Genomic DNA, 14,110 nt, shown 5'->3' with positions numbered 1-14,110 from the left:
CCGTTCCTGGCTCAGTTCTGGGAGTCGGCGAGGTAGCCGAACTGCTCGTACCACTCGGCGTCCTTGGCCAGGTAGGTCTGGGCGACGGCGTCCATCGCCGTGGCCATGTCCTGCCACACGGTCACGCCGTCGTCGAGCACGTCGTGGACCTGGTCCTTGATGGTGTTGTAGCGGGCGGGGTAGTCCTTGGCCTCGCCGAGCATCCCGAGGTCCAGCACCCCCATCCGCATTCCGTCGACCGTCGAGGCGACGCTGTTCCAGGAGTCGGCGGCCTTCCTGAGCGCGGTGGCCAACCTGACCAGCGCGTCGGGTACGACCCGGAAGTCCTCTGCCACGTCATCTCCTGTGCGGGGTGTCGGCGTCGAAGGCCGTGTTCACGGCGCGCGTGAGGTGGTCGCCGATCCGGTCGGCCGGTGTTGTCCGGATGGCCTGTTCGTCGAGGTCGATGGCGAGGTCGTCGCCCTGGACGCCGACCCGGCCCAGGCCGCCGGCGATCTCGACGCGGGTGGCGTAGCCGGCGGTGGTGCCGTCCCGCTCGGGGAGGTCGCCCTCGACATCGCCGTCGACATCGTCGTCGAACGCGTCGTGGAACACGTAGTGGTTCACCGCCACGCCTCCCCCGGTGGGCCGGCGAGCGCCGTGGCCAGGCGGCGACGGGCGGCGGCGGCCCCGGCGCGTGCCTCGGTGACGGCCTGGACGGTCTGGGCGGCGAGGTCGCCGGCGCGGTTGCGGGTCGGCGCGGTCGGCTCGATCTGGATCGCGAGTACCCGTGAGGTGTGGTCCACGTGGGCGGTGACCAGGCCGCCGGCGGAGTTCGCTGTGAACCGCGTGCCGGACAGCTCACGGGTCAGTTCGCGGCCGATCCGGGTCACCTCGGCCAGCCGGCGCGCGTGGTCGAACAGCAGGTTCACTTCGTGTCGCATGTCCGAAGGGTGGCCGACGGCCCGCTCGCGACGGTCTCAGGACGCGCTCATCGGGTGCTGGTGAACACCGCCTCCCGTTCCCGGGCGATGATCGGCGGGATGTCCAGGTCGTAGTTGCACAGGATGACGCCGACGAGGTCGCGCTGGCGGTAGATCGACCAGTTGGTGTTGCCGCCGCCGATTCCGCCGCCGTGCCCGACAACCTGCTCGCCGTGGGTGAGGCCGGCGACGACCCCGTAGGCGCCGAAGGGGTGGTCGGGGCCGCCGGTGGCCTCGGTGCGCAGCGGGGTCTGGGGCACCTTCGGGCTCAGGTACAGCTCGCGGAAGGCCGGGGTGAGCAGCCGGTCCTGGCCCAGGGCGGTGGCGAAGGAGACCAGGTCACCGGCGGTGGCGAACCCGCCACCGCCGCCCGAGCCGATGTAGCCCCTGGCCGCGTTGGAGCCCGGTCCACCGCCCAGGACCGCGCCGGCGTCCAGGTTCCGCACCGCGTCGACCCGCGATCCATCCTCCTGATACATGTACGGGTGGGCGATCCTCGGGTTGGTCAGCCAGTCGTCGCGGGTGTAGTAGTCCGAAGAGGACATTCCAGCTGGACGGAGGATGTGCTCGGCGACGTACTCGTGGAAGTACCTCCCGGTCACCTTCGCGACGATCTCACCCAGGATGGACATGCCCACCGAGCTGTACTCGTGCTGGCTGCCGGGCGGGAACCTCGGCGTGCCCCGGCGGTTGCGCTCGTGCTCACGGGCCGTCGCCTCCTCGACGCTGTTGTTGACGTGCTTGTCGTCGGCGTCGACCAGGTTGGGCAGGCCACCGGTGTGGGTGAGCAGGTGGTGGATGGTGACCGTGGTGGCCGTCTGGTCGGGGTAGTCGTGCAGGTGGGTGCCGATGGTGTCGGTGAACCGCAGCCGGTTCGCCTGCGCCAGCTGGACGATCGCCAGCGCGGTGAACGGCTTGGACGCCGACGCGAGGTTGTAGATCGTGTCGATCTCGTTGCGGATCCCGCGTTCCCGGTCGGCCAGGCCGTAGGCGCGGGCGAGCACCGTCCGCCCCCGGTGGGCGATCAGGACGGTCCCGGAGAACTGGTCCGCCTCGGCCAGCCCCCGAATGAACCGGTCGTAGCCGCCGCCCGGCAGCAGGTCCCGGGAAACCCTTGTGCCGCCGGAGGAATCGGCCGCCGCGAGGGCGCCGCTGGCCACCAGCGGCCCCAGCCCCAACAACCCCAACGCGACCCGACGCGACGTGCGCGTCCCCTCAGCCGAAGTGCTCACAGAGTTCTCCTCCGTCGTCGTAGGAACACCCGCATGCAACTCCGCGGAGTGTTTCCGTGACGTTTCCGTTGGGAACGTCTGGTTGATGGACCAGTCACGCGCACCGGTCATCGAGGCGATCGACGCCCATCGCCGGGGGGCGCACCTGTCGTTCCTGCCGCCGGGCCACAAACAGGGCCGGGGCGTCGACGACCGGACCCTGGCGGTACTCGGCCGCGACGCGTTCGAGGCCGACGTGATCATGATGAGCGGCCTGGACGACCGCGCGATGCGCCACGAGGTACTCGCCGAGGCAGAACAGCTGATGGCCCAGGCCGTCGACGCCGACCGGGCGTTCTTCTCCACCTGCGGCAGCTCGCTGTCGGTGAAGAGCGCGATGCTCGCCGTCGCCGGCCCCGGCGAGCGGCTGCTGGTGTCGCGCAACGCCCACAAGTCGGTGGTCGCCGGCCTGATCATCAGCGGCGTCGAGCCGGTCTGGGTGCACCCCCGGTGGGACGCCGACCAGCACGTCGCCCATCCCCCGGAGCCCGACGACGTCCGCGCCGCCTTCGACCGCGCCCCCGACGCGAAGGGCATGCTGCTGATCACCCCGACCGACTACGGCACGTGCGGCGACATCGCCGGCACGGCGTCGGTGTGCCACGCCCACGGTGTTCCGCTGATCGTCGACGAGGCCTGGGGCGCGCACCTGCCGTTCCACCCCGACCTGCCGGCGTGGGCGATGGACGCCGGTGCGGACCTGTGCGTCACCAGCGTGCACAAGATGGGCTGCGGGTTCGAGCAGGGTTCGGTGTACCACCAGCGCGGTGACCTGGTGGACGTCGACGTGCTGGCCGCCAGGGCGGACCTGCTCAACACCACCAGTCCCAGCGCCCTCATCTACGCCGGCCTGGACGGTTGGCGCCGCCACATGGTCCACCACGGCCGCGCCCTGCTCGACCGAACCCTGCGTCTGGCCCACCAGACCCGCGCCACCATCGCCGACCTGCCCGGGATCCGGGTACTCGGCCCACCCGAGCTGGTCGGCCCCGGCAGGTCCGTCGACCACGACCCCCTCAAAACCGTCCTCGACCTGGACGGCCTGGGGCCGTCGGGCTACCAGGCCAACGAGTGGCTGCGCGCCCACGAGCACGTCGACGTCGGCGTGTCGGATCACCGGCGGATCGCCGCCCAGTTCACCGTCGCCGACGACCAGGACACGGCCGATCGTCTCGTCCGCGCCCTGCGCTCCCTGGCCGACCACGCCGGCGACCTGCCAGCCGCGCCGCCGATCGACCTGCCCGCGCCCGGTGATCTCGAACTGGAGCAGGCGATGCTGCCCAGGGACGCGTTCTTCGGCCCCGCCGAACAGATCCCGGCGTCGCGGGCCCCCGGCCGCATCTGCGCCGAAACGGTGAGCCCCTACCCGCCCGGGGTGCCGGCGCTGCTGCCCGGCGAGGTCATCACGCGACCGGTGATCGACTACCTGCGCAGCGGGGTGGCCGCGGGGATGTATCTGCCGGACCCGGCGGACCACCGGCTGGAGACGGTGCGGGTGGTCAGCGGTTCAGCGCGGCGGTGAGGGTGGGGCACAGGAGGAAGGTCTGACGCAGACCGAGGACCGCCAGCGGTCGGGTGACGGGCCGGTCGGCCAGGACGTGCAGCGGGGTGTGGTGACGTTGGCAGCGCTGGTGGGCGCGGAGCAGGACGCTGACGCCGTTGGAACCGAAGAACATGACCTCACGAAGATCGGCGACGACCGGCGCCGGGGGGTCGGCCAGGGTGGCGGCGGCGGTGAGGTGGTCATCGAGCAGCTGCGCGGTGGTGAGGTCGACGTCCCCGGCGGCCTTGACGATGATCGCCGGGCCGGAGAAGTGGTGGTCGACGTGCAGGGTGGCCATGTGGTGCCTCCCGGTGGTCGGTTCCGTCTACCAGCGTACGCGGTTGGTGAGTCGCTGTTGGGGTGGCGTCGGGCCGGGAGAACGCTCAGGTGGTCGGCTTGACCGCCATCCCGGCGAAGGACAGCTCGTTCATCTCGGGGTCGTCGGTGATGTCCCCGGCCCCCCCGGGCCGCCAGGTCCCCGTCGGCACCAATCCGGGCTCGACGAACTCGAAGTCCCCGAACATCGCCGTGATCTCGCCCCTGGTCCGGGGGAAGACCTGCCCGTCCCCCCGGCTGCTCCGCACGATCCCCGCCACGTCACTGATCTTGTCCCGCTGGATGTCGTCAGTCATATGGGTGACGACCAGGTGACTCCCCGTAGCTAAGACTTCGCGGTAGCGGGCGACCAGCGCGGGCGGGTCGGCGTCGTCCGGTACCCAGTGCAGGACCAGCAGGAACAGCAACCCGACCGGCTCACTGAAGTCGATCAGCTCCCTGGTCCGCGATCCCAGGACCGACTCGGGATCACGCATGTCGGCCTGCACGATGGTCGCCCGGTCGTTGCCGGCGAGCATCATCTCGCTGTGGGCCACGGCGATCGGATCGATGTCGACGTACACCACGCGGCACGACGGGTCCTCCTGGTGCGCGATCTCGTGCACGTTGCCCACCGTCGGGATCCCGGAGCCGATGTCCAGGAACTGGCGCACGCCCCTGCCGACCAGGTACCGCACGGCCCGACCGAGGAACGCCCGGTTGAGCCTGGCCGCGTCACGGATCCCCGGAACGGCCTGCTCGACCTTGTCGGCCATCTCGCGGTCGGCCGCGAAGTTGTGGCTGCCGCCCAACAGGTAGTCGTAGGTACGCGCGCCACTGGGCGCCGTCGTGTCCACAAGTCGCGGGACCCAGTCCTGCTGCGTCACAGCGGAAACACCTGCTTTTCCGATTCGTGATTCGGTGGGGAGCCACTGTGGAGCATGCCCTAATGACCCGAAAGTGTCACCTGCCGCCACCCGTTCGGCCGCTGTCGGTTACAACTGGATAACCTCTACTGTTGGCAACCCATCGCTGGCCAAGGAGTGCGCATGGCCGTTCGGACCGCACCGGGGAAGTGGCCCGTTCTTGGCCACACCCCGGCGATGCTGCGTCGGCGGTTCGCGTTCACCTCGGCCCTGCGCGAGCACGGCGACCTGGTTCGGCTCTATCTCGGCGCGAAGCCCATCTACTTCGTCACGACCCCGGAACTCACCCATCAGGTGCTGGTCACCGACGGTTCGGCATTCGAGAAAGGGGCGATGTTCGACAAGTTCCGACCATTCGTCGGAAACGGAATCGTAATCTCCAGCGGAGCCTTTCACCTGCGACAACGCCGGCTCATCCAGCCCGCTTTCCACCGCGAGCGGATCGCGCACTACGCCGCCACCATGCGCGCCGCGGTCGAGCGGCTCACCGGCTCCTGGCGACCAGGCCAGGTCCGCGAGATCAACGACGACATGCAGGCCCTCGCCGTGACCATCACCGGTGAGGCCCTGTTCGGCACCGAGTTCGGCACCGCCGCCATCGAGCAGGCCCGCGAGTCCATCCCCATCGTGATCCGCCACGGCATGATCCGTGCGCTGTCCCCCGCTTTCGTCGAGAAACTGCTGATGCGCGGCAACCGGCAGTTCGACAACGCGGTCGTCCGCATGCGCGCGGTGGTGCTCGACCTCATCGCCCGGTGGCGCGCCGAGGACACCGACCGGGGCGACCTGCTGTCGATGCTGCTCATGGCCCGCGACGACGGCGGCGATGGCATGACCGACGACCAGGCCTACGACGAGGTCGTCACCCTGCTCAGCGCCGGCATCGAGACCAGCGCGCTCGCCCTGGCCTGGCTGTTCCACGAGATCTCCCAGCATCCCGACGTGGAGGCCCGGCTGCACGCCGAACTCGACGAGGTGCTCGACGGCCAGCCGGTGACGGGCGACCACGTCCCCCGGCTGACCTACACCCGCCAGGTCATCAACGAGACCCTGCGGATGTACCCGATCTGGATCCTGATGCGGCGCACCACCAGCGAGGTCGACCTGGCCGGCGCCACGATCCCGCCCGGCACCGAGGTGACGATCAGCCCACACGCACTGCACTTCGACCCCCGATCCTTCCCCCACCCGGACCGGTTCGACCCGGACCGGTGGTCCGCGCGGCGGGCCGACAGCGTGCTGCGCGGCGCGTTCGTCCCGTTCGGCGCCGGCAACCGCCAGTGCGTCGGCAACGCGTTCGCGCTGACCGAGATGGTGGTCACGATCGCCACCGTCGCCGCCCGCTGGCGGCTCGTACCGGTGCCCGACCGGCCCCTGCGGGTGAAGTACACCTCCACCGCCTATCCCGCCCGGCTGTCGATGTCAGTCGTGCCGAGAACCTGAGAAAGGCCAATCCCGCCGTGTCCCGGATGTCCCCGCGGCGAGCCCGGCTCGCCGCGTCGGCGCTCGTCGCCCTGCTGTGCTCCCTGCTGCTCACCCCCGCCGCCGCGCACGCGGCCCCGGCCCCGGCCCCGAACTGTCGGGAGCTGAGTTTCCCGGTGACGGTCCTGCACCTGGCGCAGACCGTGTCCGGGACGCTGTGCGTGCCCGCCGGTGGCGCGGACACCGTGCACCTGCTGGTTCCCGGCGGCCTGTACAACCGCACGTACTGGGACGCCTCGGTCCACCAGGGCACCCGCTCGTTCCGGGCGGCGATGAACCGCGCCGGCCACGCGACGCTGACCGTCGACCGGCTCGGCAGCGGACGCAGCTCGTCCCCGCCCAGCGTGCTGCTCACCGCCATCGCCCAGGCCGACGCGATGCACCAGGTCGTCGGGTCGCTGCGGGCCGGTGAGCGGAGCCCCCGGTTCGGCACGGTGATCATCGCCGGGCACTCGCTGGGGTCGGCCGTCGCGGTCATCGAGGCCGCCACCTACCGCGACGTCGACGGCGTGCTGGTCACGTCGATGGCCCACCGGCTCAACGTCCTTGGCCTGGTACCGATCTTCGCCACGTTCGTCCCGGCGGCGATCGACCCCGCCTTCCGCGGCCGCGTCCTCGACCCCGGCTATCTCACGACCGCGCCCGGCACCCGGTTCGACTCGCTGCACAGCCCCGGCGCCTACGACGCCGAGGTCGACGCCGCCGACGAGTCCACAAAGGACGTCACGTCGCCCGGCGAGCTGGTCGACGGCGCGCTGATCGGCGTGGTGCTGCCCTACAGCCGGCGCATCGACGTCCCGGTGATGACCGTCATGGGCTCCGGTGACCCGACGTTCTGCAACCGGCTGCTGGCCACCGACTGCTCGTCGGCCGGCGCGCTGGCGCGCTCGGAGAAACCGTTCTACAGCGCGAAAGCCCAGCTGAGGACGTACGTGGTCGACGGCTACGGGCACTCGATCAACTATGCGCCCAACGTCGCCGGCTACCACGCCGCCGTCGCCGAGTGGGCGGAAACCACGGTCGGCACCCCCGAATGACCTCGATACCGGCGTCACGACCGGACGACTCGCACAGAGCGGGTGGTCCGCGCCGGTCACCCGAGGAACGCGACCGGGCCAGGGTGCGGCTGACCAGGAAGTGGGCCTACCTGGTCAGCATGACCGCGTACGTGCCGCTGGTGCCCACCGAGCTCGAGATCCCGCTGCGCGAGATGGTCGACACGGTGTTCGCCGCGGTCGCCGGTGAGGGTGAGGAGGCGGCGGCGGAGGCCGTCGAGCAGGTCGGTGTGCGGCTGGTCGAGCTGAACTGCGTGGACCGCAAGAGCCTGCGGACCAGCGTCGACATCCTCGCCGGCGCGCTGCTGGCCGACCCCGACCTGCGCGGCCTCGACCGGTTGACCGAGCGGGTCGTCCGCGTCATCGGCGCCCTGTCCGGCGGCTTCGCCGAGGCGATCCGCAAACGCACCGCCGACCAGCAGGACAGCATGTGCCGTGCGCTGATGGAGGTCACCCGCCGGGCGGTGGCCGACGCGCAGGAACGCGCGAACTCGCTGAACGAGGTGAACACCGAGCTGACGTTGCTGCAGCGTCAGCTGGGCCACCAGCTGCTGCACGATCCGCTCACCGGACTGCCCAACCGTCAGTTCTTCACCACCAGGTTGGAGGAGATGCTCGCCTCCCCGGGCCCGGTGACGCTCTACCGCCTGGAACTGAACGGCTTCCCCCTGGTCAGCGACGGCCTGGGCCGCCAGGGCGGCGAACGCCTGCTGGGCGCGGCGGCGTCCCGCATCCTGACCGCGGCCGGCGAGTCGGCGATGGTCGCCCGCTTCGACGGCGCACACTTCGCCATCCTGCGTGAGGGCCCCGCCGACCCCGAGGTGGTGGACCGCCTCAACCACGCCCTGTCCGAACCGGCCTACGTCGAGGAGTCGGGCCTGGCGACCACGGCCAACGCCGGTGTCGTGCAGTGCCCGCCGCACGGCGCCGACCCCACGGAGTTGCTGCACGCCGCCGACCTGGCCCTGCGCCACGCCACCCGCCGAGGCCCCGGCCAGTGGGTCCTCCACCAACCCGACGACGACGCCGACGACCGGCGGTTGCTGCGCCTGGCCGCGATCATGCCCGGGGCGTGGGAAACCGGTCAGGTCCGAGTCGGCTACCGCCTGCGCGTCCGCCTCGCCGACCTGGAGCCCGTGGCGGTCGACGCGTTCGTCCGCTGGCCGGAGGCCGAACGAGCCGGCCAGCCCCGCCACAAGTGCATCGACCTGGCCGAACGAACCGGCCTGAGCCAACAACTGGACGGCTGGCTGCTACGCAGCGCCGGCGAACGCCTCCGCACGTGGAACGAGGAGTCAGGCCGGGACCTGCCCCTGACCGTGAGCCTGTCCCCCAACCAGTCCAGCGCCCCCACCCTGGTCGACACGGTCCTGGGCTCCCTCGCCTACAGCGGCCTGCCCCGGGAGCGGTTGCGGTTGGCCATGCCCGCGGCGGAGCTGTTCCACGGCCGGGAACAAGCGGCGACCAACCTGACCGCCCTCGCCGAGGCGGGCGTCAGCATGGCCGTCCACGACTTCGACGGAGCCGCCGGAGACATCGTGTACCTGGAAGAACTGCCACTGCATTCGGTGGGACTGAGCGCGGCCCTGGCGTCCCGGGCAGTGGGGAGTCCGCGGACATCGTTGGTGGTCAAGGCATTGACCGGCCTGGTCGCCCTGACCCACCTGGCCGGGCTGCCGGTGTGGGTGGACGACGTCGGCGCGGGAGAGGTCGACTGGTGGCGGGCCATCCAGATCGACACCGCCGGCTTCGGCTCTGCCGGCGACATCGGGTTGCTCTTCTGAGTGCGCCCCTGCCGGACCGTCGTCAGCAACGGAGGACGGCTGGCCATGACAGGAAGTGACCGACACGACCACCGCCACCGCCGACCTGCTCCAACCGCCGTGAACCCCTTGTCTCAGACCCCCGCCCTCACCGGGGGCACCCCTCAGCGCCATTCTATCCGGCAAAGGTGCTGGCCAGAGGGGTGGTGGCGGGCCTGTGGACAACTCGGGGCGCGACTGGCGGCAAAGCAGGCAAACAGGCGTCGCGAGTGACATTCGTCACAGAGACCGGTCGGAGTGGGACGAAGAGTAAGCGGGTAACAAGTACTTGTCACGGTCCGATATCGTTGAGGGCGGGTCGAGAGGCGCTGCAACGGACCACGCCGGTCCGCCACGCTCGATCCGTAGTCCAGTAGAGCTGTAAGGGCGCCTCCCATGATGAGACTCTGGGAGGTAGCGCATGAACAGCGATCGTCACCAGGCCCTGCGGGATCTGCTCGCCCAGCGGATCGCCGTCCTCGACGGTGCGTGGGGCACGATGCTCCAGGGCGCCGGTCTGACCCCTGAGGACTACAAGGGCGACCGGTTCACCGAGCACACCCACGACGTCACGGGTGACCCCGACCTGCTCAACCTCATGCGCCCGGACGTCGTTCTCGACGTCCACCGCCAGTACCTCGAGGCCGGCGCGGACATCACGACGACGAACACGTTCACCGCGACCTCGATCGGCCAGGCCGACTACGGGCTGCAACACCTCGTGCGCGAGATGAACGTCGAGGCCGCGAAGCTCGCTCGTCAGGCCGCCGACCAGTTCGACAACCGGTTCGTGGCGGGGTCGATCGGGCCGCTGAACGTCACGCTCTCGCTCTCGCCGAAGGTGGAGGACCCGGCTTATCGGGCGGTCACCTTCGACCAGGTGCGCGCGACCTACGCGGAGCAGATCTCGGCGCTGGCCGAGGGCGGCGTCGACCTGCTGCTGATCGAGACGATCTTCGACACGCTCAACGCGAAGGCGGCGATCGCGGCCGCGCGTGAGGTCGCACCCGATCTGCCGTTGTGGATCTCGGTGACGATCGTCGACCTGTCCGGGCGCACGTTGTCGGGGCAGACGGTGGAGGCGTTCTGGCGGTCGATCGCGCACGCCGAGCCGATGGTCGTGGGCGTGAACTGTGCGTTGGGGGCCGAGGAGATGCGCCCGCACATCACCGAGCTGGCCCAGTTCGCGGGGACCTACACCGCCAGCCATCCCAACGCCGGGTTGCCCAACGCGTTCGGCGGCTACGACCAGACGCCGGCCGAGACGGCCGCGCTGCTCAAGGACTTCGCCGGGGCGAACCTGGTCAACATCGTCGGCGGGTGTTGTGGGACCACGCCGGCGCACATCGGCAAGATCGCCGAGGCGGTGCGGGGGATGGCGCCCCGTGAGGTGCCCGCGCCGGCCCCGACCACCCGGTTCTCCGGGCTGGAGCCGTTCGCGATCGGTGAGGACACCGGGTTCGTGATGATCGGCGAGCGCACGAACGTCACCGGGTCGGCGAAGTTCCGCCGGCTCATCGAGGCCGACGACCACCAGGCCGCGTTGGACGTCGCGCTGGAGCAGGTGCGCGGTGGCGCGAACCTGCTGGACGTCAACATGGACGCCGACCTGCTCGACAGCGAGCAGGCGATGACCACCTTCCTGAACCTGGTCTCCACCGAGCCCGAGGTCGCCCGCATCCCGATCATGATTGACAGTTCCAAGTGGACTGTTCTGGAGGCGGGGCTGAAGTGCGTGCAGGGCAAGGGCGTGGTCAACTCGATCAGCCTCAAGGAGGGTGAGGAGCAGTTCCTCAGCCAGGCCCGCAAGATCCGCGACTACGGCGCCGGTGTCGTCGTGATGGCCTTCGACGAGCAGGGCCAGGCCGACACCACCGACCGCAAGGTCGACATCTGTGCCCGCGCCTACGACCTGCTCACCCAGAAGATCGGGTTCCCGGCCGAGGACATCATCTTCGACCCGAACGTGCTCGCGGTCGCCACCGGCATCTCCGAGCACAACGGCTACGCCAAGGCGTTCATCGACGCGCTGCCCCGGATCAAGCAGCGCTGTCCCGGCGTGCACATCTCCGGCGGCATCTCGAACCTGTCGTTCTCCTTCCGGGGCAACAACGTGGTGCGCGAGGCGATGCACTCGGCGTTCCTGCTGCACGCGGTGCGCGCCGGCCTGGACATGGGCATCGTCAACGCCGGGCAGCTCGCGGTCTACGAGGACATCCCCGCCGACCTGCTGGAGCTGGTCGAGGACGTGCTGTTCGACCGGCGCGAGGACGCCACCGACCGGTTGGTCAGTTTCGCCGAGAACGTCAAGGGCTCGGGCACCAAGCGCACCGTCGATCTCACCTGGCGGGAGGGCACGGTCGCCGAGCGGCTCTCGCACGCGCTGGTGCACGGGATCGTGGACTTCATCGAGGACGACACCGAGGAGGCCCGCCAGCTGTTCCCCCGGCCGCTGGAGGTCATCGAGGGTCCGCTGATGGACGGCATGAAGATCGTCGGTGACCTGTTCGGCGCCGGCAAGATGTTCCTGCCTCAGGTGGTGAAGAGCGCGCGGGTGATGAAGCGTTCGGTCGCCTACCTTGAGCCGTTCATGGAGGCGGAGAAGGAGGCCGCGCGCGCCGCCGGCAAGGCGGAGTCGGTGCGCGGGCAGGGCAAGGTCGTGCTCGCCACCGTCAAGGGCGACGTGCACGACATCGGCAAGAACATCGTCGGCGTCGTGTTGGGCTGCAACAACTACGAGGTGATCGACCTCGGGGTGATGGTGCCGGCGTCGGTCATCCTGGACACCGCGGTCGCCGAGGGCGCCGACGTGATCGGCCTGTCCGGCCTGATCACCCCGTCGCTGGACGAGATGGTCACGGTCGCCACCGAGATGCAGCGGCGCGGGCAGAAGCTGCCGCTGCTGATCGGCGGCGCGACGACCTCCCGCCAGCACACGGCGGTGCGCATCGCCCCGGCCTACGAGAACACGACCGTGCACGTGCTGGATGCGTCGCGGGTCGTCGGCGTGGTCTCCAACCTGCTCGACCCCGACCGCGCCGAGACGTTGGACGCGGAGAACCGGGCCGAGCAGGCGCAGCTGCGGGAGGCGCACGAGAACAAGCAACGGCGCCCGCTGTTGACTGTGGAGCAGGCCCGCGCCAACCGTGAGGTGGTGTCCTTCGAGGACCTGCCGACCCCGGAGTTCCTCGGTCTGAAGACGGTGTCGCCGTCGATCGCCGAGCTGCGCGAGATGATCGACTGGCAGTTCCTGTTCCTGGCGTGGGAGTTGCGCGGCAAGTACCCGGCGATCCTGGACCAGCCGGTGGCCCGCGAGCTGTTCGACGACGCGAACACGTTGCTCGACGAGATCATCGCGGACGGCAGCTTCACCGCCGCCGGCGTCTACGGTTTCTGGCCGGCGCACTCCGAGGGCGACGACATCGTGCTGGCCGACGGCACGCGGTTCGCCATGCTGCGCCAGCAGACGGAGAAGCCGGCGGGCCGGCCGAACCGGTCCCTGGCCGACTACATCGCCCCCGAGGGCGACCACCTGGGCGGGTTCGCGGTGGCCATCCACGGCGCCGAGGACCTGGCCGGGCGCTACGAGGCGAACAACGACGACTACCGCTCGATCATGGTCAAGGCGCTGGCCGACCGGCTGGCCGAGGCGTTCGCCGAGTACATCCACCTGGCGGCGCGGCGGGCGTGGTTCGAGCCGGACGTGGAGCCGGACCTGGCCGACCTGCACGCGGAGCGTTTCCGTGGCATCCGCCCGGCGCTGGGCTACCCGGCGAGCCCGGACCACAGCGAGAAGGAGATGCTGTTCGACCTGTTGTCCGCCAAGGAGTTGGGTCTGGACCTGACCGAGTCGTACGCGATGACCCCGGCGGCGAGCGTCAGCGGGTTGATCTTCGCGCACCCGCAGGCGAAGTACTTCACCGTCGGCCGGGTGAACCGGGACCAGATCGAGGACTACGCGCCGCGCCGTGGGCTTGAGCTGTCCGAGGTGGAGCGTTGGCTGCGGCCGAACCTGGCCTACGACCCGGAGTAGTGGTCCGGCCGGGTCAGCCGGCCGGGCAGCCGGGTCGACGCGTCGCCGGTGGCGGCGTTGACCTGGAACTGGGTGAGGAACAGTGATGTCGACAGGTCGGCGCCGGCGAGGTTCGCCCCGCGCAGGTCGGCGCCGATCAGGTCGGCCAGTCGCAGGTCGGCGCGGGTGAGGTCGGTGCCGATCAGGTAGGCGCCGCGCAGGTTCGCCCGCCGGAGGTCCCGTGTGGACAGGTCGCGGCCGACGAGGTCGGCGCCCCGGTGCTCCGGGCCACGGCCGCGCAGGGTCGCCGAGGCCCGCAGCAGGAGTTGGTTGACGCGTTCCCGGTGCGCGCCGATGTCCGTGGTGGGCGTGAGGCCGGCGGCGAGCCGTTCGGTGTCGTCCACAGCGGACGCGAGGTCGGCGCGCAGCGCGGGGACACGGTCGCGGACCTCGGTGAGGTACCAGAGCAGCTCGTGCAGGTCACGCATGGTGCCGAAGACGGCTGGCGCGTCGTCGCGCCGGGCCACCCGCTGCCCGGCACCGAAGCAGTCGTAGACCGTGCAGCCGGTGAAACCCTTGCGCCGCAACGAGTCGTGAATACCGCAGCGGTGGTCGGCGAGCAGGTTCGGACAGGCCACGCCGGCCGGCTTGCTGATCGCGAAGTCGGCCGACGCGGCGAACGCGGGCACGACACAGCACAGGCCGACGCACCTGGCACAGTCCGCTCGCAGTTCGGTCACCC

General features: G+C 70.4%; 12 protein-coding genes and 1 riboswitch. Of the genes, 5 read left to right on the top strand and 7 right to left on the bottom strand.

Annotation, left to right across the window (positions count from 1 at the left end):
* Window positions 1-11 precede the first annotated feature (11 nt).
* From BLA60_RS11685 to BLA60_RS11670, 4 genes are read right to left on the bottom strand one after another with little or no spacing between them, the layout of a single operon-like run.
* Window positions 12-335 carry a hypothetical protein gene (locus tag BLA60_RS11685; RefSeq protein WP_075132836.1) on the bottom strand — a complete coding sequence of 108 codons (324 nt, stop codon included), beginning with the start codon at window positions 333-335 and terminating at the stop codon, window positions 12-14.
* Between the two features lies 1 nt (window position 336).
* Window positions 337-606, bottom strand: coding sequence for a hypothetical protein (locus BLA60_RS11680; RefSeq protein WP_154814283.1), 270 nt, complete (start codon window positions 604-606; stop codon window positions 337-339).
* Entirely contained in the window at window positions 603-923 is a 321-nt protein-coding gene (locus tag BLA60_RS11675; RefSeq protein ID WP_084734847.1) for a YbaB/EbfC family nucleoid-associated protein, read from the bottom strand. Before BLA60_RS11675 ends, BLA60_RS11680 begins: the two co-directional genes overlap by 4 nt.
* 47 nt (window positions 924-970) lie before the next feature.
* Entirely contained in the window at window positions 971-2,194 is a 1,224-nt protein-coding gene (locus tag BLA60_RS11670; protein WP_075132833.1) for a serine hydrolase domain-containing protein, read from the bottom strand.
* 85 nt (window positions 2,195-2,279) lie between these two features.
* Between BLA60_RS11670 and BLA60_RS11665 the strand changes: the two genes are divergently transcribed.
* Complete coding sequence (locus tag BLA60_RS11665) at window positions 2,280-3,755, top strand: aminotransferase class I/II-fold pyridoxal phosphate-dependent enzyme (RefSeq protein ID WP_075132832.1); 1,476 nt, start codon at window positions 2,280-2,282, stop codon at window positions 3,753-3,755.
* Here BLA60_RS11665 and BLA60_RS11660 read toward each other — a convergent pair.
* Together BLA60_RS11660 and BLA60_RS11655 are read right to left on the bottom strand one after the other, a co-directional pair.
* The gene (locus tag BLA60_RS11660) at window positions 3,733-4,074 is read right to left on the bottom strand and encodes an STAS domain-containing protein (protein ID WP_075132831.1); all 342 of its coding nucleotides are present in this window, start codon (window positions 4,072-4,074) and stop codon (window positions 3,733-3,735) included. The genes BLA60_RS11665 and BLA60_RS11660 overlap by 23 nt on opposite strands.
* 85 nt (window positions 4,075-4,159) lie before the next feature.
* Window positions 4,160-4,978, bottom strand: coding sequence for an SAM-dependent methyltransferase (locus BLA60_RS11655; protein WP_075132830.1), 819 nt, complete (start codon window positions 4,976-4,978; stop codon window positions 4,160-4,162).
* A 162-nt stretch (window positions 4,979-5,140) separates the two neighbouring features.
* On the opposite strand from BLA60_RS11655, the gene BLA60_RS11650 reads away from it, so the two are divergent.
* The 4 genes from BLA60_RS11650 (at window position 5,141) to metH (ending at window position 13,389) form a co-directional block, all read left to right on the top strand.
* Window positions 5,141-6,460 carry a cytochrome P450 gene (locus BLA60_RS11650; RefSeq protein WP_075132829.1) on the top strand — a complete coding sequence of 440 codons (1,320 nt, stop codon included), beginning with the start codon at window positions 5,141-5,143 and terminating at the stop codon, window positions 6,458-6,460.
* A 26-nt stretch (window positions 6,461-6,486) separates the two neighbouring features.
* Window positions 6,487-7,536, top strand: coding sequence for an alpha/beta fold hydrolase (locus tag BLA60_RS11645; RefSeq protein WP_075132828.1), 1,050 nt, complete (start codon window positions 6,487-6,489; stop codon window positions 7,534-7,536).
* Entirely contained in the window at window positions 7,533-9,338 is a 1,806-nt protein-coding gene (locus BLA60_RS11640) for an EAL domain-containing protein (RefSeq protein WP_084734846.1), read from the top strand. Before BLA60_RS11645 ends, BLA60_RS11640 begins: the two co-directional genes overlap by 4 nt.
* 333 nt (window positions 9,339-9,671) lie before the next feature.
* Window positions 9,672-9,756, top strand: a riboswitch (S-adenosyl-L-homocysteine riboswitch).
* 21 nt (window positions 9,757-9,777) lie between these two features.
* Window positions 9,778-13,389, top strand: coding sequence for a methionine synthase (gene metH / locus BLA60_RS11635; protein WP_075132826.1), 3,612 nt, complete (start codon window positions 9,778-9,780; stop codon window positions 13,387-13,389).
* Here the strand turns inward: metH and BLA60_RS11630 are convergent.
* A complete protein-coding gene (locus BLA60_RS11630; RefSeq protein WP_075132825.1) occupies window positions 13,374-14,108 on the bottom strand; it encodes a pentapeptide repeat-containing protein in 735 nt (244 codons plus the stop codon). The genes metH and BLA60_RS11630 overlap by 16 nt on opposite strands.
* Window positions 14,109-14,110 lie beyond the last annotated feature (2 nt).

It is taken from the genome of Actinophytocola xinjiangensis (genome assembly GCF_001921215.1).
Lineage (GTDB): Bacteria > Actinomycetota > Actinomycetes > Mycobacteriales > Pseudonocardiaceae > Actinophytocola > Actinophytocola xinjiangensis.
Note: the sequence above shows the minus strand (reverse complement) of the source record. Positions and strands in the feature narration are given on the sequence as shown.